Source organism: Cellulomonas sp. P4_D11 (assembly GCF_056401915.1).
In genome coordinates this window covers 93,816-112,698 of record NZ_JBFUIK010000002.1, presented here as the reverse complement: position 1 = coordinate 112,698, position 18,883 = coordinate 93,816, and the positions used below count along the sequence as shown (strand labels likewise).

At 73.9% G+C, this 18,883-nt stretch carries 17 protein-coding genes; 9 read left to right on the top strand and 8 right to left on the bottom strand.

Features of this window, described 5'->3' with window-relative positions:
• Positions 1–59: 59 nt before the first annotated feature.
• Genes AC1DT4_RS02040 through AC1DT4_RS02030 form a run of 3 tightly spaced genes read left to right on the top strand, consistent with a single transcriptional unit; the run spans position 60 to position 2,376 of the window.
• Positions 60–836, top strand: a complete 777-nt coding sequence (locus AC1DT4_RS02040; protein WP_477088100.1) for a glycosyltransferase family 2 protein — start codon at positions 60–62, stop codon at positions 834–836.
• Positions 833–1,681 (top strand): ChbG/HpnK family deacetylase, encoded by an 849-nt coding sequence (locus AC1DT4_RS02035; RefSeq protein ID WP_477088099.1) that lies wholly within the window; start codon positions 833–835, stop codon positions 1,679–1,681. The genes AC1DT4_RS02040 and AC1DT4_RS02035 overlap by 4 nt, the downstream gene beginning before the upstream one ends.
• Positions 1,678–2,376 (top strand): class I SAM-dependent methyltransferase, encoded by a 699-nt coding sequence (locus AC1DT4_RS02030; RefSeq protein WP_477088098.1) that lies wholly within the window; start codon positions 1,678–1,680, stop codon positions 2,374–2,376. Before AC1DT4_RS02035 ends, AC1DT4_RS02030 begins: the two co-directional genes overlap by 4 nt.
• A gap of 9 nt (positions 2,377–2,385) precedes the next feature.
• On the opposite strand, the gene AC1DT4_RS02025 is transcribed toward AC1DT4_RS02030, so the two are convergent.
• Positions 2,386–3,282 (bottom strand): LysR family transcriptional regulator, encoded by an 897-nt coding sequence (locus AC1DT4_RS02025; RefSeq protein WP_477088097.1) that lies wholly within the window; start codon positions 3,280–3,282, stop codon positions 2,386–2,388.
• Between the two features lie 71 nt (positions 3,283–3,353).
• Here AC1DT4_RS02025 and AC1DT4_RS02020 point away from each other — a divergent pair, with 71 nt between their 5' ends.
• From AC1DT4_RS02020 to AC1DT4_RS02010, 3 genes are all read left to right on the top strand, one after another.
• Positions 3,354–4,271: a DMT family transporter gene (locus AC1DT4_RS02020; RefSeq protein ID WP_477088096.1), complete on the top strand. Its 918-nt coding sequence runs from the start codon at positions 3,354–3,356 to the stop codon at positions 4,269–4,271.
• 508 nt (positions 4,272–4,779) lie between these two features.
• Positions 4,780–6,144 (top strand): DUF6421 family protein, encoded by a 1,365-nt coding sequence (locus AC1DT4_RS02015; protein ID WP_477088202.1) that lies wholly within the window; start codon positions 4,780–4,782, stop codon positions 6,142–6,144.
• Between the two features lie 342 nt (positions 6,145–6,486).
• The gene (locus AC1DT4_RS02010) at positions 6,487–7,290 is read left to right on the top strand and encodes an SDR family NAD(P)-dependent oxidoreductase (RefSeq protein ID WP_477088095.1); all 804 of its coding nucleotides are present in this window, start codon (positions 6,487–6,489) and stop codon (positions 7,288–7,290) included.
• Here AC1DT4_RS02010 and AC1DT4_RS02005 read toward each other — a convergent pair.
• The 5 genes from AC1DT4_RS02005 to AC1DT4_RS01985 all read right to left on the bottom strand — a co-directional run bounded on the left by AC1DT4_RS02005 (position 7,262) and on the right by AC1DT4_RS01985 (position 12,460).
• The gene (locus AC1DT4_RS02005) at positions 7,262–8,005 is read right to left on the bottom strand and encodes a potassium channel family protein (protein ID WP_477088094.1); all 744 of its coding nucleotides are present in this window, start codon (positions 8,003–8,005) and stop codon (positions 7,262–7,264) included. The two genes, AC1DT4_RS02010 and AC1DT4_RS02005, sit on opposite strands and share 29 nt — an antisense overlap.
• A gap of 25 nt (positions 8,006–8,030) precedes the next feature.
• On the bottom strand, positions 8,031–8,822 hold the full coding sequence (locus tag AC1DT4_RS02000; RefSeq protein ID WP_477088093.1) for a transglutaminase-like domain-containing protein: 792 nt from the start codon (positions 8,820–8,822) through the stop codon (positions 8,031–8,033).
• Positions 8,823–8,865: 43 nt separating this feature from the next.
• The gene (locus AC1DT4_RS01995; protein ID WP_477088092.1) at positions 8,866–10,053 is read right to left on the bottom strand and encodes a hemopexin repeat-containing protein; all 1,188 of its coding nucleotides are present in this window, start codon (positions 10,051–10,053) and stop codon (positions 8,866–8,868) included.
• Between the two features lie 99 nt (positions 10,054–10,152).
• Entirely contained in the window at positions 10,153–11,616 is a 1,464-nt protein-coding gene (locus AC1DT4_RS01990) for an SDR family NAD(P)-dependent oxidoreductase (RefSeq protein WP_477088091.1), read from the bottom strand.
• 82 nt (positions 11,617–11,698) lie between these two features.
• On the bottom strand, positions 11,699–12,460 hold the full coding sequence (locus AC1DT4_RS01985; RefSeq protein ID WP_477088090.1) for a hypothetical protein: 762 nt from the start codon (positions 12,458–12,460) through the stop codon (positions 11,699–11,701).
• A 137-nt stretch (positions 12,461–12,597) separates the two neighbouring features.
• On the opposite strand from AC1DT4_RS01985, the gene gad reads away from it, so the two are divergent.
• Together gad and AC1DT4_RS01975 are read left to right on the top strand one after the other, a co-directional pair.
• Positions 12,598–14,010: a glutamate decarboxylase gene (gene gad, locus AC1DT4_RS01980; protein WP_477088089.1), complete on the top strand. Its 1,413-nt coding sequence runs from the start codon at positions 12,598–12,600 to the stop codon at positions 14,008–14,010.
• The gene (locus AC1DT4_RS01975) at positions 14,007–14,852 is read left to right on the top strand and encodes a hypothetical protein (RefSeq protein WP_477088088.1); all 846 of its coding nucleotides are present in this window, start codon (positions 14,007–14,009) and stop codon (positions 14,850–14,852) included. Before gad ends, AC1DT4_RS01975 begins: the two co-directional genes overlap by 4 nt.
• A 1-nt stretch (position 14,853) precedes the next feature.
• Here the strand turns inward: AC1DT4_RS01975 and AC1DT4_RS01970 are convergent, their stop codons facing one another.
• Positions 14,854–15,498, bottom strand: a complete 645-nt coding sequence (locus AC1DT4_RS01970) for a nitroreductase family protein (RefSeq protein WP_477088087.1) — start codon at positions 15,496–15,498, stop codon at positions 14,854–14,856.
• 36 nt (positions 15,499–15,534) lie between these two features.
• Between AC1DT4_RS01970 and hrpB the strand changes: the two genes are divergently transcribed.
• Positions 15,535–18,045, top strand: coding sequence for an ATP-dependent helicase HrpB (gene hrpB, locus AC1DT4_RS01965; protein WP_477088086.1), 2,511 nt, complete (start codon positions 15,535–15,537; stop codon positions 18,043–18,045).
• On the opposite strand, the gene AC1DT4_RS01960 is transcribed toward hrpB, so the two are convergent.
• On the bottom strand, positions 18,008–18,832 hold the full coding sequence (locus tag AC1DT4_RS01960; RefSeq protein WP_477088085.1) for a bestrophin-like domain: 825 nt from the start codon (positions 18,830–18,832) through the stop codon (positions 18,008–18,010). The genes hrpB and AC1DT4_RS01960 overlap by 38 nt on opposite strands.
• Between the last annotated feature and the right edge of the window lie 51 nt (positions 18,833–18,883).

Below are 18,883 nucleotides of genomic sequence, written 5' to 3'. Positions count from 1 at the left end.
GCCGAGGTTGCATGCCGACGCTCCCGCCGCCACGTTCCCGTCGAGAGGCCCGAGTCCACGTGCCCGCAGCACCTGCCACCAGGCAGCCCTTCGAGAAGCTCTCGATCTTCTTCCCCATGTGGAACGAGGAGCAGTACATCCAGCGCGCGGTGGCCGCGGCGCGCGGGGTCTGCGTCGAGCTGGTCGAGGCCGGCCAGATCCTCGACTACGAGCTCATCGTGGTCGACGACGCGTCGACGGACGCCACGCCCCGGATCGCCGACGAGATGGCGGCCGAGGACCACCACGTCCGCGTCGTGCACCACGCGCAGAACCGCAAGCTCGGCGGCTCCCTCAAGAGCGGCTTCGCCGCGGCCACCGGCGACGTCGTCCTCTACACCGATGCCGACCTGCCGTTCGAGATGACGGAGCTGGTGCGCGCGCTGCGGGTGCTCGAGACCTACGAGGTTGACATGGTCAGCGCGTACCGGCTCGACCGGACCGGCGAGGGACCGCGGCGCGCGGTGTACTCGTTCTTCTACAACGGCCTCGTGCAGCTGGTCTTCGGCACCCGGGTGCGGGACATCAACTTCGCCTTCAAGCTGTGCCGGCGCCGGGTGCTCGACCACGTCACGCTGAAGAGCGAGGGGTCGTTCATCGACGCCGAGCTGGTCATCCGCGCGCAGCGGTCCGGCTTCCAGGTGCTGCAGATCGGGGTCGACTACTTCCCGCGGACCCGGGGCGTCTCGACGCTCTCGTCGTTCGGCGTCATCAAGGCGATGGTCCTCGAGATGGCGCGCCTGCGCAGCGAGCTCAAGGACGTCGTGCCGGTGACGGGGCCGTCGCGGCCGTCATGACCCGCCTGCTGATCGTCACCGCGGACGACCTCGGGCTGACCCGTGGGGTCAACGCCGCGGTCCGGCGCGCGCACGAGGACGGCGTCGTCACCGCGACGTCGCTGCTCGCCGTCGGGCAGGCGTTCGACGACGCCGCCGCGATGGTCCGCGAGCTGCCGACGCTCGAGCTGGGGGCCCACCTCGCCCTGGTGGGTGAGGACCCGCCGCTGCTGTCCGCGCGCGAGATCCCCACGCTCGTGGACAAGGCCGGCGCCCTCCCGCTGAGCTACCGCACCGTCGTCCTGCGCGGGCTGGCCGGCCGCATCGACCCCGACGACGTGCGCCGCGAGCTCGACGCCCAGCTGCAGCGCGTCCTGGGCGTCGGGGTGCCGGTCACGCACGTCGACACGCACCAGCACACGCACCTCTGGCCGGCCGTCGGGGCCGTGGTGGCCGACCTCGCGAGGGCGTCGGGCGTCCCCGCCGTGCGCCTGCCGGGCAGCCACGCGCACGGGCCGGTCGGGCTGGGGGTCCGCGCGCTCGCCCGCCGGACCCGCGTGACGCTGCGCGCGGCCGGACGGGCGACGACCGTGGACTACGCGGGGCTCGACGAGGCCGGCCGCCTGGACGCCGCCCGCTTCGGGCGGACCCTTGCCGACGCGGCGCGCCGGGGTGCGCCCACGCTCGAGATCAACAGTCACCCCGCGGTGCCGGGCGACCCCGACCTGCGCCGCTTCACGTGGGACTACCAGTGGGCCGACGAGCTCGCGATGCTCGTCGACCCGCAGGTGCGCGCCGCGATCGCGACCGCCGGCTACACGCTCGGCGGGTTCGGCGCGCTCGACCAGTACGGTGCGGCGTCATGAGCAGCCCCGCCCGCCGCCGCCCCGCCCGCCGTCGCCCGGACGCGGCCGGCCGCCGCGCGCTCGGGCTCTACCGCTCCGCGTCCGCGGGCGTGCGGCTGCACGTGCACGTCCGCTGGTTCAGCGCGCCGTTCCCGCCGATCGCCGAGGCGCTGCCCGCGGCCGGGCGTGTCCTGGAGATCGGCTGCGGGCACGGGCTGTTCAGCGCCTACGCGGCGTTCGCCGGGCCGGGCCGCGAGGTGCTCGGCGTGGACATCGACACCCACAAGATCGACGCCGCGGTGGCCGCAGCGGGCGGTGTGGACCGCCTCGAGTTCCGCAGCGCGCCCGACGGGGCCGTCCCGGACGGTCCGTGGGACGCGGTCGTGTTCGTCGACGTCCTCTACCTTCTCGGCGCCGAGCAGCAGCGCGCGCTGCTCGCCGAGGCCGTGCTCGCGCTGGCGCCGGGCGGCCGGATCGTGGTCAAGGAGATGGGCACCGAGCCGGCGTGGAAGGTCCGGTGGAACACGCTGCAGGAGACGGTGTCGGTCAAGATCCTGCGGATCACCGAGGGGTCGTCCTTCGACTTCGTGGACCCGCGCACGATGGCCGGGTGGCTCACCGAGCTCGGTCTCGAGGTCGAGCTGCGGAGGCTCGACGCGGGCCGCGTGCACCCGCACCACCTGCTGGTCGCGCGACGGCCCGTCGACACCGACTGACGCGAGCGGTCAGCCCCGGAGGCGAGCGGCCCCGCGGAGCGACTCGACGACGGCGCTGACTCCCGGGGAGCGCGGTCGGTCGGACCGGAGCACCGCATTGACGCGGCGCAGGACCGGTCGACGGACCGCGAGCAGGCGGACGCCGTCGAGCGGCATATGCACCGTCGCCAGCTCGGGGACCAGCGCGACGCCCTGTCCCGTCGCGACGAGCCTCAGCATCGAGCGGTAGTCGCTGCAGGACGCCACCACGCGGGGCGCGAAGCCCGCCTCGCCGCAGGCGCGCATCATGATCTGCTGGCACGGCGAGCCCGGCGCCTGCAGGATCCAGTCCTCGCGGGCCGTGCTGCGCAGGTCGGCCCCGCCCGCCGCGGCCAGCCGGTGGTCGGTGGCGACGGCGAGGAGCATCTGCTCGTCGAGGAGGTGCTCGACGTGCCAACCGGGCCGGTCGTCGGGGAACGCCAGGGCCGAGTGCGAGACCAGGGCGAGGTCGACCGTGCCGTCCCGCAGGGCGGTCCGGGCCGGGTCGGGCTCCAGCTCGACGAGCTCGCACTCGACCTGTGCATGGTCCGGCCGCAGCGCGGCGAGCGCGTCGGGGACCAGCGTGGCCATGGCCGTCGGGAATGCGGCGAGCCGCACGGTGGTGCCGCCCGCGCCGGTGATCTCGGACTCCGCGAGCTCGAGGTGCGCCAAGACGGCGCGCGCGTGCGCCGCGAGCCGTTCCCCGGCCGGCGTGGGGCGGACGCCACGAGCGCCGCGGACGAGCAGTGCGGCACCGGTCTGCGCCTCGAGCGCGGCGATCGCCTGGCTGGCCGCCGAGGGCGTGATGCCGAGCGACCTGGCGGCCCGGGCGAGCGACTGCTCCTGGACGGCGGCGGCGAGCACCTGGAGCCGGCGAGGGTCGAGCATGAAGCCAGCCTAACGCCTCAGGCTCCGACGTGTAGTGGTAGTCATACCTGGAGGGGCGCAGGCTGGGGCTCGTGATCATCGCGCCGCGCACCGTCGGACCACTCGCCCTCGCTGTCACGGTGGTCACGTGGGCATCCGCGTTCCCGGCGATCACCACCGGGCTCGACGGCTACAGCCCGTGGGCACTCGGGCTCGCCCGACTGCTCGTCGCGGCCGGCGCCCTCGCGGCCGTCGCCGTCGTGCGCCCGGTCAGCCTGCCGCCGCGCCGGCTGTGGCTGCGCGTGGCCGTGGCGGGACTCGTCGGCCAGACCGCGTACCAGTGGCTCCTCATGGCGGGCGAGGTCCGCGTCCCGGCCGGCACCGCGAGCATCCTGATCGCGACCGCGCCGATCTTCTCGGTCGTGGCGGCCACCGTGCTGCTCGGCGAGTCGGCCCGAGGGCGCGTCGCCGGGATGGCCGTGGCCTGCGCCGGCGCCGTGCTCGTCGGGGCGTCGCTAGGGCTGGGCGGGGGAGCCGCCGCGCTCCTCGTCCTGGCTGCCGCGGCGTGCCAAGGGCTCTACCACGTGGTGGTCAAACCTCTCGCCGTCGAGCTGGGAGCCTTCTCGGCCACCCTGTGGAGCGTCTGGGCGGGCGCCGCCTTCAGCCTGCCGGCGCTGCCGCTGCTGCTGCGCGACCTGCCGAACGCGCCGCTCGGCGCGACGGTCTCCGCGGTCTACCTCGGGCTGGTGCCGACCGCACTGGGCTACGTGGCGTGGTCCGTCGCGGTTCGGAGGACACCGATCGCGGTGAGCACCGTGGCCCTGTACCTCGTTCCGGTGGTCGCCCTGCTGATCTCCTGGTGGTGGCTCGGCGAGCAGCCCGCGCCGCTCGCAGTGGCGGGCGGGCTGCTCGCCGTGGTCGGCGTGGTCCTCACCCGCCGACGGTCGCGGCCCGCGGGGGAACCGGCGGGATCGTTGACCGGGCGGCGCGCGGAACGTACCGTGCAGTAACGCTGCCGTCCGAATGGTGAGATGACGCATGAGGCTCTTCCCGACCGTCCACGCGACCGGTGATCTGCCGGCCACCCACCGCGCGCACCTCGAGCGCCACGGCCTGACGTTCGTGGGGCCCGACGACGATCCCGACGTGGTGCTCGTGCTGCCGGGGGCGGCGCCCGTCGGCGGTGCCGCCGCGGTCGTCCTCACCTCGGGCGCGGACGATCCGGCAGTCGTCGAGCTGCTCGCCTCCCACGGGATCGTGGTGCGCCCCGCCGCGGCGCAGGACCCCGTCGCCCTCGTGCCCGCCGACCTCACCGCGGACGACCTGCTCGCGTGGACGACGGACCTGACCCTGCCGGTGCGCGCGACGCTCGACGCCGAGGCCGGCGCGCTCCTGCGGACCGCGACCGGCAACCAGGCGCTGGGCCACGTCGTCGCCGCGGGGCGCCGGGACGCGCGGGGCGGCGTGCTCGTGCTCGGCATCGACGCGACGGCGGACGTCCCGGGTTCGGCGGAGGTGCTGCTCAACGCCGCGGTCTGGGCCGCGCGCCCGGCCGCGCCGGACGCGGTCGGCTCCGCCCACTCCGACCTGGTGACCCACCCCGCGTGGGTCCGGCTGAAGCGCGACGTCACCGAGCTCCAGGCGATGCAGGTGCGCGACGGCTCGGTGCCGGACCCCGCCCAGCACGGCCGGGCGCGCGAGCTCGTGCACGCCCTCGGGGTCGCGCTCGACGAGCTGGCGCCCGCGCTGCCGCAGGACGAGGACTACCTCACCGCCGTGGGCAAGGACCTGACGCGATGGGCGGACGGCGGGTTCGAGGTGCCCGACTTCCTGGACTCGCTCGTGGCGTTCCACCCGGAGCGTCAGCGCGTCGACGGCCTGCCGCACCTCGTCCTGTTCCCGATGTACACGCAGAACGGCAGCACGGACCGCCGGGTCGAGGCGGTGCTGCTGCAGGTGCGCTGGCCCGACCTGGTCGCGCGCCTGGAGGCCGAGCAGTTCAGCAACGCGCTGTTCGTGCCGGTGACCTTCCTCGACTTCACCGCGGGCTACGACACGAACTCCGCGGTGCTCTTCCCCGAGACGGTCGCGGTGCGCGAGGTGCCCACCTTCACCTGGGGCGCCATCTTCGCCGACCGCGAGGCCGCCCGGTTCCGCCGGGTCGTGCGGGCCGCCGCCGAGACGACGCGCCTGGCGCTGCCACCGGACGCCGCGCGCCTGCTGGCCGACCAGCACCTGGCCGAGGAGACGTTCGTCCTCTGGGACCTGGTCCATGACCGCACGCACATGCGCGGCGACCTGCCGTTCGACCCGTTCATGATCAAGCAGCGCATGCCGTACTTCCTGTACTCCCTGGAGGAGCTGCGCTGCGACCTCACGGCGTTCCGGGCCGCGGTGCGACTCGAGGGCGAGGGCGTCCCGCACGCGCGGTACGTGCAGTACGCGATCCTGTTCGACCGCCTGTTCCGGTTCCCGGTCACGGGCTCGCGGGTGCGCAACTACGACGGCCTGGGCGGGCAGCTCCTGTTCGCCTGGCTGCACCAGCACCACGTGCTGCACTGGACGGACTCGCGGCTCACCATCGACTGGCCGCAGGTGCCCGACGCCGTCATCGGGCTCGCCGAGCAGATCGAGCAGCTGTACTGGCGCTCGATCGACCGGCCGAAGACCGCGCACTGGCTCGCCGCGTACGCGCTGGTGTCCGGCACGCTGACCCCGCACCCGGCGTCCGCGTGGGCGCGCGGCGACCTGCCGCTCGACGGGCCGCCGAAGGGCTTCACGGACGCCGTGCTCGACGACGAGTTCCCGCTGTCGATGTTCTACGAGGCCCTCGCCCGCAAGATCGGTGACGTCGTCGCGTCGACCAGCGGGATCACCGCCTGAGCGGACCGGTCACAGGTACGGCAGCGGCGTCCGCGGGTCCGGCGGCACGGTGTCCACACCACCCGGCAGCGCGCCGCCGGGTGGTGTGGGCGGGGTCGTCTCGAGGCACATCGCGTCGACCTCCGTCGCCGCGGCCGGACGTGCGGCCCACGGCGGCTGCGGCGATGACGCTGCCCTGGGAGTGGGCCGTCAGGACCACCCGCCCGCCGTTGCGTCGTCGTGACCGCGGGCGCACGTGCGCCCGTCCGACCGGAAGGGGGCGGACGTCGGGGGACAGATACGTGGCTGTCGATCGTGGGCAGGTCCGTGCGTCATCCGGTTGTCGACGACGAGGGAGGAACCGTGGAGCTGAACGGGAAGATCGCCGTGGTGTACGGCGCGACGGGCGCTCTGGGCAGCGCGATCTCGCGGGCGCTCGCCCGCGACGGGGCGGTCGTGCACCTCGCCGCGCGGTCGCACGAGAGGCTCGAGCGGCTCGAGCGCGACATCCTCGGGTCCGGTGGGACGGCGGTCGCCGCACACGTCGACGCGACCGACCCGGAGGCGGTCGACGCGCACCTCGCCGGCGTCGTCGCGAGCCGTGGCCGGATCGACGTCGCCGTCAACGCCGTCGGCGCGGACCACGTCCAGGGATCGAGCCTGCGGGACGTGTCGCTGGCCGAGTTCCTCGAGCCGCTCGTGGCGATGGCCACCACGCAGTTCGTCACGGCCACGGCCGCGGCGCGTCACATGGTCGCGGCCGGCAGCGGCGTGGTCGTGCTGCTGTCGAGCACGGCGTCGCGCGTCGTGCTGCCGTCCGACGGGTTCGGCCCGGCGTGCGCGGCCGTCGAGGCGCTCGCCCGTCAGCTCGCCGGGGACGTGGGTCCGTCGGGCGTCCGGGTGGTGTGCGTGCGGCCCGACGCGATCCCGGGGTCGATCGCGCACGGCTCCTACGCGGGGGAGATGTGGGAGCGGAGCGCCCGCGCCCGCGGTCTGACACTCGAGGAGGCCGTGGCGAGCGGGCTCGGCGTGCCCGGACCGCTCCTGGCCGACGAGCTCACGCTCGACGCCGTCGGCGACGTCGTCGCGTTCCTGGCGTCGGACCGGGCCCGGGCGATGACCGCGACGGTGACCAACCTCAGCCGGGGGGCGCTGCCGGACCTGTGACGGGCCCCTCGGCACCCTTCGGCGGCAGGACCTCCGCGCGCCCGTGGAAGGCGGCGACCAGGCGGGCCACCAGCACGGCGAGGAAGACCTGTCCGACGAGCGCCTCGAACGTCGCGATGCTGCGGCCCGGGAACAGCGCCGCCGTGTAGTCGCCGTACCCGAGCGTGGTCAGCGTGGTGTACGAGAAGTACTGGAACGACCGCGCGTTGGCCAGCTGGCCGTCGGCGAAGAACGGCCCGGGCGTGACGGCGTCCATGAAGCCGAACAGGCTCGCGAAGAACATCCCGATGATGAGGTAGGCGGACAGCGCGCCGGCGAGGGACTGCACGGTGACGGCGGTCCGCCGCAGGATCCGGTCGAGGATGACGACGAGCGCGGTCATGAGGATCACGCAGACGAGCAGGTCGAGCACGCCCTCCGCCGCCTGCCGCGGCAGGATGGCGAGAGCGACGACCGCGATCACCGCCGCGACCACGAGCACGACGCGGACGAACCGCTTCTGGTGGGGCATCGGCCGGGACGTCCGCACGGCAAGGCCCAGCGTGAACAGGTACAGCACGAGGACGGTGATCTCCACCCACAGGGCCGAGCTCAGCGCGTAGAGCACGTACACGGTGACCAGCAGGCTGAGCACGATGCCGAAGTCGTCCTCGCCGAACCGGCGGGCGAAGAACGACCGGCGTGGCCGCGGGACCGTCTCGTCCTCTTCCGTCACGTTGCGGAGGCTAACAGCGGCCGGCTCAGCCGAGCGTGACCAGGTCCCGCACGTCGTCGTTCGGCAGGACGTCGACGACGGCGCTGACCTCGAGCTCGTCGAGGTCGGCGTAGCCGTGGTGCACGTTGAGGAAGGCCGTGTCGGACGCGTCGCGGCCGGTGGCGATCCGGACCAGCGTGCTGCGCGGGGCCAGGGTCGTGGCGTCGACGACGTACCACTGGCCGTCGAGGTTCGCCTCGGCGACGGCGTGGAAGTCCATCGGGTAGAGGCCCGGCGCGTACACCGACACCAGCCGGGCGGGGACGTCGAGGGCGCGCAGCAGGGCGATGACGAGATGGGCGTAGTCCCGGCAGACGCCCTTGCGGGCCAGGAGCGTCTGGACCGCGCCGTCGGTGGGCAGGCTGGACCCCGGCACGTACGAGAGGCGCGAGCCCACCCAGGAGCTCACGGCGGCGAGCAGGTCGAAGCCTCGCAGCCCGGCGAACTCCGCGTAGGCGGTCGGCCCCAGGGTGTCCGACTCGCAGTATCGGCTCGGCCGCAGGTAGCGCAGCAGGTCCGCCTCGTCGGAGCTGACCGGCGTGGCGCGCCCCTCGACCGAGGCGGAGTAGTCGAGCACCAGCCGCCCGACGTCCGCCTGGACGACGTGCAGGCGCGTGCCGTGGTGGTCGGGGACCTCCTTCGGCTCGACCGGGCGTCCGTCGAGCGTGACCCGCAGGCTCTCCTGCACCGCGAGCTGCGTCGAGACCGCGAGCTCGAAGGCGAGTGTCGCAGGGGAGGTGACGTCGAGGGAGAGGTGGGCGGTGAGATCACGATGCACGCGCTCATCGTGGAGGACGGCCGCCGTCTGCGCCTCCCGGGACCTAGGTCAGCAGCGTGGCGATGTCGATGCCGCCGGGGTCCCAGTGGGTCTCCGCGGGGACGTGCTGGTGCCCGCACCACCCGGAGAACCGCTTCCACTCGTCCACCGACATCCGGTTGTCCGGCGTGTGGTTGACGCCCGCACTGTCGAGGAAGCTCCGGCCCGACGCCTGCGGGATGGGGACCAGCGCCTCGATGGAGCGCATGACGCCCCGGATCATGTCGAGCTGCGCCGGGGTCCAGCCCGGGGTCTCGGCCGCCTTGCCGACGATCTCGATCTGCACCGCGCGCGCCGCGTTCTTGACCAGGTCGGCGGTCGCGCTGCGCAGCGCACGTGCGCCCGTCGCGAGGGAGTAGTGCTGCACGATCCGGCCGGTCAGCGGCTCGATGGTGAGCGTCGGCCACGACCGCTTCGCGTCCAGCGTGCCCAGGGCGCCGTCGAGCGTGGTGCCCTCGGTCGTGTGCAGGACGCCGCGCCACGGCATCGGCACGTACGGGGGACCGGCGACCGTGGCGGGGCGGACCTCGGCGCCGGGCAGCCAGACCTCACCGGTCTGGTAGGTGTCGACGACGGCCTTGAGCGGGCCGCCGAAGCCCGCGGCGCCGAGGCCGGCCCACTGCAGGGCGATCGGGAGCGGGTAGCCGAGGTCGACCCTGCCGTCGAGGACGTCGTACCGGACGTACGACGTGCCGCGGAAGAAGTACGCCTTGCCGTTGCCCCACGCGATCGCGGAGTCGACGCCGTCGAAGCCTGCCTCGGCAAGGCCGGGCCAGTTCCCGGCGATCGGTCGCGGGTACCCCGGGTCGGCCGTGTCCCCGGCGACGTCGTACCGCACGTACTGGTCGCCCCGGAAGAAGTACGCCTTGCCGTTGCCCCAGTTCATGGCCGCGTCGACGGTGGTGAACCCCGCCTCGGCCAGACCCGGCCAGTTCCCGGCGATCGGGCGCGGGTACCCGTCCGCGACCCGGTCGGGCTCCAGGTCGTAGCGCAGGTACTGGTCGCCGCGGAAGAAGTAGATCCGCCCGTTCTGCCAGTTCACCGCGGCGTCGACGCTGTCTGCGAAGCCCGCCTCGGTGAACCCGTGCCACTCTGCCGCGGTCGGGCCGGTCCTGCCCGCGTCCGCCGCGTCGGTCCCGCGGTCGTACCGGATGGTCCGGTCCCCGCTGAACATCCACACCGATGTCCCCATGTCACGCCCCCTGGTGGGGGAGCGGCGTCACGGTCGACGCCGACCCCCGCCTCGATGATGCTCGCGGGGATCAATTCATGACAAGGATGACAAATCGGGTCACCAGGCCGAGCGCACGTAGTCCTTGAGGAAGCAGCCGTACAGGTCCTCACCGGCCTCCCCGCGCACGATCGGGTCGTACACGCGCGCCGCGCCGTCGACGAGGTCGAGCGGGGCGTGGAACCCCTCCTCGGCGAGCCGCACCTTGGTCGGGTGCGGGCGCTCGTCCGTGATCCACCCGGTGTCGACGCTCGTCATGAGGATGCCGTCGGTCGCCAGCTCCGTCGCGCTGGTCCGCGTGAGCATGTTGAGCGCGGCCTTCGCCATGTTGGTGTGCGGGTGGCCGGGGCCCTTGTAGCCGCGGGAGAAGACGCCCTCCATCGCGGAGACGTTGACCACGTAGGCGCGGCCCGCGTCGGTCGCACGCATGGCGCCCCGCAGCCGGCTGACCAGGATGAACGGGGCCGTCTGGTTGCACAGCTGCACCTCGAGCAGCTCCATCGGGTCCACCTGGTCGACCGTGTGCACCCAGCTGTTCGACTCCGCCGTGTCGGGCACGAGGCCACCCGCGTCGATCGCGGTGCCGGCCACCAGCCGCTCGAGCGAGGCGTGCTCGGCGCTGAGCGCCAGCGCGTCGACGCCCGCGCCCGCCGCGATGCTGGTCAGCTCGGTGACCGAGCCGGCGAGCGCGATGGGGTGGGCGCTGCTGGTGCGGCCGTAGGTGGTGATCTGCGGCAGCGGGCGGTCGGGCAGCGGCTCGAGCTCGGCGTCCGCGAGGTGCGTGTACGCGCCGGGGGAGCGGCGCACGGTCTGAGCGGCGTTGTTGATGAGGATGTCGAGCGGACCCTGCGCGGCCACGGAGTCGGCGAGCGCGACCACCTGGGCCGGGTCGCGCAGGTCGATGCCGACGATGCTCAGGCGGTCCAGCCAGTCGGCGCTGTCGGGCATCGCGGCGAACCGGCGGGCCGCGTCGCGGGGGAACCGCGTGGTGATCGTCGTCGTCGCGCCGTCCCGCAGCAGGCGCAGCGCGATGTACATGCCGATCTTGGCGCGCCCGCCGGTGAGCAGGGCGCGCTTGCCCGTGAGGTCGGTGCGGGCGTCGCGCTTGGCGTGGTTGAGCCGCGCGCAGGCCGGGCAGAGCTGGTGGTAGAACGCGTCGACCTCGACGTACGGCTCTTTGCAGATGTAGCAGGGCCGGGCCTTGAGCAGGGTGCCGGCGCTGGCGCCCTGGACGCTGGACACCAGCGGGAGGCCCTGGGTCTCGTCGTCGATGCGGCCCGGGCTGCCGGTGGCCGTCGCGTGGATGACCGCGCGGTCCGCGGCGCTGATGGCGTCGCGCTTCTCGGCGCGCCGCTGCTTCTTCGCCGCCTTGAACAGGGCGGACGTCGCTCGGCGTGCCAGCGCGAGGTGCGGGTGGTCCGACGGCAGGGCGCTGATCTGCTCGGCGACGCGGAGGAAGACCTCGAGCTCGGCGGCGTCGACGCCGTCGGTCAGCTCGGGGCCGGTGAGGGTGGGGGCAGTCATCGTGCGGGGTCCTTGCTGGTCGTCAGGGGGTGGCCGACGGGCAGGGAAGCACGAGAGCCGGGCGCGCGGGGATCGGTCGATCCTACCCGTCGGCCGTCGGGGGACCGGCGGGGCCGGGGGCGGGGGCGCCGCCGAGCAGGTCGCGCAGCCGGTCGTGCCGGGCCGCGTAGGCGGCGTCGAACCGGTGCTCGGCGCGCTCGAGCTTCCTGCCGCGGTACCGGCGCCGCGCCCACCACGAGCCCGGCTTGGCCAGCCGGACCGCCCCGATCCAGGCGAGGGCCGGCACCACGATCCCGAGGATCCCGGTGGCGATCTTGCCCTTGAGGATGCACACGAGGGCGCAGGCCATGTGCGACAGGACCACGGCGGTGTAGATCCACGCCGGCGTGCCCCGGGTGGGCGTCTGCCCGATGGGCGACACCCCGAGCAGGATCGCGCCGCCCAGGGCTGCCCCGACCAGGATGGCGTCGATCGACTTGCGGCCCTCCGTCGACCAGTACACGTCGTCCAGGTGGAACCACAGCGCGAACTCGTCGAGGGTCAGGGCCGCGCCCGACCCGAACACGAGGGCGAGGACGTCGATCCACGGGGACGCCGGCGTGAAGCGGAAGACGAGCAGGCCGTAGACGAGGACGAGCAGGATGCCCCACACCTGGTGGTGGACGTGGACACCGCCGATGTACACGTCCTTGACCGCCCCGGCGGAGGCGTCGCGAGCGGCCTCGCGCGCGTGGATCCGGCGGGTGATCGTACGGACGAGGGCGAACGTCAGGAGGAAGCCGACGAGCGCCCACAGCGCGGGCGACCGGCCGGTCTGCACGAACGTCTGGTCGTACCAGGCCATCTCTCGGAGAGTACCGGGCGCCAAGATGAGACATACCGGGACAGAGGGATCTCGACAGCGATACGTTCGATCCCGCAGGTACCCGCCGGAGACGGCAGTCCGCCGCAGCTCCGGACGGATGAACTGGAGGAGCGCACGTGAGCGAGACGCCCGACCCCTACGGCCCGATCCACGGCCGGCCCAGCTTCCGCGAGCACATCGACCGCGGGACGTTCCCGGCCCACGGCCTCGAGCCGGACGAGGCCTACGAGCTGCTGCACACGGGCCTGATGCTCGACGGCCGCGAGACCCTCAACCTGGCGTCCTTCGTGACGACCTGGATGGAGCCGCAGGCGGAGAGGCTGATCCACGACACCCTCCGCAAGAACCACATCGACCACGAGGAGTACCCGGCGGCCTCCCTGATCGAGGAGGCCTGCGTGCACATGCTCGGGGACCTCTTCCACGCGCCGGACTCGACGCAGGTCGTCGGGGTGGCGACGATCGGCTCCTCGGAGGCGATCATGCTCGGCCTGCTCGCCCACAAGCGAGCGTGGCGCGACCGCCGACGAGCCGCCGGGCTGCCGACCGACCGGCCGAACGTGGTCTTCGGCGCCGAGACCCACGTGGTGTGGGACAAGTTCGCCAACTACTTCGACGTCGAGATGCGCAAGATCCCGATGAAGCGCGACCGGTTCGTGCTGGACGCGGCCGACGTCGAGGCGCACATCGACGAGAACACGATCGCGGTCGGGGCCGTGCTCGGCACGACGCACATCGGCGAGGCGGACCCGATCGAGGAGATCAACGACCTGCTGCTGCGGGTCAAGGCCGACAAGGGCTGGGACATCCCGCTGCACGTGGACGGCGCCAGCGGCGCCTTCATCGCCCCGTTCGCGGAGCCGGACCTGCGCTGGGACTTCCGCCTGGAGCAGGTCGCCTCGATCAACGTGTCCGGCCACAAGTACGGCCTGGTCTACCCGGGCGTGGGGTGGCTGATCTTCCGCGACGCCTCCAGGCTCCCCGAGGACCTCGTCTTCAGCGTCAACTACCTCGGTGGGGCCCAGCCCACGTACACCTTCAACTTCTCCCGCGGCTCGGCCATGATCCAGGCGCAGATGTACAACTTCCTGCGGCTCGGGCGCAGCGGGTACACGTCGATCGTCGAGACCATGCTGGCCAACGCCCGGTTCCTCAACGAGAGCCTGGAGGCCAGCGGCAAGTTCGAGATCCTCAACCCGGGCCTGGCGGAGCCCGTCGTCACGTTCACGATCAAGGGCGACCCGGGCTTCGACGTCTACCACCTGTCCGCCCGGCTGCGGGAGGACGGCTGGATCGTCCCCGCGTACAGCCTGCCGCCCGACGCGGAGGAGGTGCACCTGCTCCGCGTCGTCGTGCGCCTGGACCTGAGCCGCATGATGATCGAGCAGCTCCTGCGCGACCTCTTCGCCGGGTGGGACGCGCTCGTCGCCGAGCAGCCGGTCCAGCGGCCCGCGGCCAAGCCCGACGTGTGGACGTCGCCCGCCCACGCCGCCGCGAAGAGCAAGGCGCGCACCGGTCTGGCGCAGTGACCTCGAGCGTCCCCGACCTGCCCGCGGGCTGGCGCGTCCTGCGCACCCGCGGGCCGGCCGGCTTCGTCACGCACGCCGTCCTCGCGCGCCCGGACGGCACCGAGGTCGAGTGGACGTCACGGCGGCACCGCAAGGGTCTGGGTCTGCGGCTGGCGGGCGTCCGTGCGGAGGGCGGCCGGGCCAGCGCCATGAGCTGGTGGATCGGCTCGCTGTTCGGGATCGGCTCGATCTGCTTCGCCCTCGGGTCGGTGCCGGCGTACTTCGACGCGGTCGATCCTGCCCTGGTCGCGGTCACGTTCTTCGTCGGCTCGATCTTCTTCACCAGCGCCGGGTACCTGCAGTTCCACGAGGTGCTGCGGGCGCCCGGCGGTGTCCTGGCGCAGTCCGCGAGGCCGCGGCGCCTGGCGTCCCTGGTCGGGTGGAAGCCGCGGCGGATCGACTTCTGGGCCGTGCTCGTCCAGCTGGTCGGCACCGTGTACTTCAACATCAGCACCTTCGCCGCCACCCAGACCGACCTCACGACCGAGCAGGCCAAGCGGCTGGTGTGGGCGCCGGACGTGTTCGGGTCGATCTGCTTCCTCGTGGCCAGCTGGCTCGCGTACTCCGAGGTCAACCGCGGGATCCTGCCCCGCTCGGACCGATCGGTCGGCTGGCGCATCTCCGCGCTGAACATGGCCGGGTCCCTCGCGTTCGGTGTGTCCGCGATCGCCGCGCGCTACGTGCGCTCCACCGGCGAGCTGGCCAACGTCGCGCTCGTGAACCTCGGGACGTTCCTCGGTGCCGTCTGCTTCCTGCTGGGCGCGGTGCTGCTGCCCGTGGAGTCGGCCAAGGACCGGTCCTGACTCACCACCCGTCGAGGTGCCACACCTCGTCCAGCGGCTGGCGCGGGGCCGGCCGGAACGTCTCGCCGGTGCAGTACGCCGTCGGGATCAGCGCGCCCTGGCGGACGCCGGCGGGGATGCCGAGGAGGTCCGCGACCTCCTGCTCGTGCGCCAGGTGCAGCGTGGTCCACGCGGTCCCGAGCCCCCGGGCGCGCGCGGCGAGCATGTAGCTCCAGGCCGCGGGCAGGAGCGAGCCCCACAGCCCCGCCTGGCTCCCGCCGGACAGGCGTGGCGCGGTCAGGCACGGGATGACGAGCACCGGCGCGTCGCCGAGGTGCCGCCCGAGGTATTCGACGCTCTCGCCGATCCGCCGCTGCACGGCCGCGCGCTCGGGGTCGTCCTGGAAGAGCCGGCCGGCGTACCCGGGCGCGGCGACGTAGTCGTCCACGGCCCGCCGGTAGACGTCTCCCACCGCGCGGCGCAGCCCGGGATCGGTGACGACCATCCAGTGCCAGCCCTGCCGGTTCGAGCCCGACGGTGCCTGGAGCGCGATCTCGAGGCACTCGCGGACCAGCTCGAGCGGGACGTCGCGGGTCAGGTCGAGCCGCTTGCGGACGGAGCGTGTCGTGGTCAGGAGCTCGTCGGGGGTCAGCGGCAGCGTCGTCATGCTCGTCATCCTTCACTCTCGGGGCAGACTCCACCCGTGGACGACGACCCGATCGGCCGGCTGCTGGCCGACCCGCCCGACCTGCCGGTGCGGCACGGCCTGCCCGGCGTGGTCGCGGCGCTCCGGACCGGCGGTGTCGTGGTGGTGCAGGCTCCGCCCGGCACGGGCAAGACGACGCTCGTCCCTCCGGCCGTCGCGTCGGCGGTGGCCGGCCGGGTGGTCGTGACGCAGCCCCGCCGCATCGCCGCGCGGGCCGCGGCGCGCAGGCTCGCCCACCTGCTGGGCGAGCCGGTGGGCGCCACGGTCGGGTACTCGGTGCGCGGCGAGCACGTCGTGACCGCCGCGACGCGCATCGAGGTGGTCACCACGGGCGTGCTGGTGCGGCGCCTGCAGCGCGACCCGGAGCTGCCGGGCGTCGGCGCGGTGGTGCTCGACGAGGTCCACGAGCGCCATCTCGACGACGACCTCGCGCTCGCCCTGCTCGTGGACGTGCGGTCGCACCTGCGCGGGGACCTCGCGGTGGTCGCGATGTCCGCGACGGTCGAGGCGTCGAGAACGGCGGCGCTGCTGGGCGGAGCGCCGGTGGTGAGCGTCGCCGGGGCGCTCTTCCCGGTCGACGTCGTCCACAGCCCGCCGCCGCCCCGGGTGGCTCGGACCGACGAGCGCGGCGTGACGCCCGGGTTCCTCGACCACGTCGGTGCGACCGTGCGCCGCGCCCTGGCGGAGCGCACGGGGGACCTCCTGGTGTTCGTGCCGGGCGCCGGCGAGGTCGACGGCGTCGCGCGACGACTCTCCGGCCTCGACGTCGACGTGCGCCCGCTGCACGGCCGGCTGCCGCCCCGCGAGCAGGACCTCGCGCTCGCCCCCGGCGCGCGGCGACGGGTCGTCGTGTCGACGGCGGTGGCGGAGTCGTCGCTGACCGTGCCGGGCGTGCGGGTGGTGGTGGACGCGGGCTTCTCGCGCGAGCCGCGCACCGACCATCGCCGGGGCCTCGCCGGCCTGGTGACGGTGAGCGTGAGCCGGGCGGCCGCGGAGCAGCGTGCCGGGCGCGCCGGCCGGGAGGGGCCAGGGGCGGTGTACCGGTGCTGGTCCGCGGCCGACGACGCCCGCCTGCGGGCGCACCCGCAACCGGAGATCCTCACCGCGGACCTCACCGCGTTCGCGCTCGAGCTGGCGTGCTGGGGGAGGCCGGACGGTGCCGGGCTGGCGCTCCTGGACACGCCGCCCGAGGCGGCCATGGCGGCGGCGCACGCGATCCTCGCGGACCTTGGTGCGGTTGGCCCGGACGGCCACCCGACGGCGCGAGGCCGGGCGGTGGCTGCCGTCCCCGCCGACCCGCGGCTCGCGCGGGCGTTGCTGGACGGCGCCGGCCTCGTCGGCGCGCGGCGCGCCGCCGAGGTCGTCGCGCTCCTCTCCGACGACACCCGAGCGCCCGGCAACGACCTCGTCGCTGCCCTGCGGGCAGCCCGGCGCGGGGGACCGCAGGCGTCGGGCTGGCGCGCGCAGGTCGACCGGCTCAGGTCGTCGGTGCCGCCGGGACGGCCGGCGGAGCACGACCTCACGGACGACCTGGCCGTCGGCCTCGTCGTCGCGCTCGCGCACCCGGACCGCATCGCGCGGCTCCGCCCGGGTGGGTCGACCTACCTCATGACGTCCGGGACGGGCGCCGCGCTGCCCGCCGGGTCGGCTCTCGTCGGCCTCCCGTGGCTCGCGGTCGCCGACGCCGACCGGGGCGCCGGCCGCCGCGACGCGATCATCCGGTCCGCCGCCCCCCTCGACCTCGAGCTCGCGACGGAGGCGGCGCCCGCCCTGCTCCAGGACGACGAGACGGTCGCCTGGGTACAGGGCGCGGTCGTCGCCCGGCGCGTGCAGCGGCTGGGCGCGATCGAGCTCTCGTCGGTGCCGCTCACGGACGCGCCTCGCGCGCTCGTCCTCGCGGCGGTGCACGACGGCCTGGCACGCGAGGGACTCTCGATGCTGCGCTGGTCCGAGGCCGCCACCGCGCTGCGCCTCCGCCTCGCGTTCCTGCACGCCGCTCTGGGCGCGCCGTGGCCCGACGTGTCCGACGAGGCCCTGCTCGCGGACCAGGACTCCTGGCTGGACCTCTCCGGGGTGCGTGCACCGCGGGACCTCGCACGGGTGGACGTGCTCCAGGCGCTGCGGCGGCTCCTGCCGTGGCCCGACGCCGGGCGCCTCGACGAGCTCGCCCCCGAGCGGCTCACTGTGCCCAGCGGCTCGAGCGTGCGGGTCGACTACGCGGGCGACCAGCCGGTGCTGGCCGTCCGGCTGCAGGAGACGTTCGGGTGGCGGGCGACGCCCCGGCTGGCCGACGGTCGCGTGCCGGTCCTGCTGCACCTGCTGTCCCCGGCCGGACGTCCGGCCGCCGTGACCGCCGACCTCGAGTCGTTCTGGCGTACCGGCTACCCACAGGTCCGCGCCGAGCTGCGCGGCAGGTACCCGAAGCACGCGTGGCCCGACGACCCGCTCGACGCGGCCCCGGTCCGCGGCGTCAGCCGGCCCGGCCCTCGGCGTCGCACGGCACCGTGACGTGCAGGTCCAGCTCGTCGAGCTGCGCGTCGATGAGGCGCAGGGTCCGCTCCATCGCCACCGGCTCGACCTTGCCCACCTGGTCGCCGTGCGGGTGGTCGAAGAAGGAGAGCAGGAGCAGGAGCAGCGTGATGACGATGGTGACGCTCCCCATGAGCACGCCCTGGGTCACCGCGCCCTCGCCGCTGTCCGCGAAGAAGAGCACGTACACGAAGATCACGGCGGAGATCACGTAGAGGACGAGCCAGAGCGGCAGCGGGATGAGGCCCTCGGCGCCGTGCACCCGGTCGACCCGGGCCTGCTCGCGGTTCGCCGTCTGGTCCATCCACCGGTCGTAGGCCGACTGCTCGACGTCGGTCTGAGGGTCCACCGCGCGGATCGTGCGGAAGAGGTCCGCCGCCCACGGGTTGAAGGAGTCGCCGAGGGTGCCGGACTGCATCTGCGGCCACTCGACCCCCACGACCGCCCGGGCGTAGCAGACGAGCTCACCGGTGAGCCGGTCCCGCACGTCGGCGGGCAGGTACTGGGCGGTCTGCACCTGCTGGGCGACGACGACCGCCTCGGTCTCGGCGCCGGAGCGCGACTGGTCGTACGACTGGAACGCCAGGAAGATGATGAAGCCCAGGAGCACGGAGAAGCCCGTGGCCAGCACCCCGAACACCCCCGAGGCGCGGTCCCCGTCCTGGAACCAGCTGCCCTCGGGCGCGCGGCGCCGGACGAGGAGCATCGCGGTGATGGTGAGCGCCGTGACGCCGATCGTGATGAGGGCGCCGACGACGATGTTCACGTGAGGGAGCCAGGGCCGGTCTGCTGCACCCGCTCAACATAGGGCCATGTC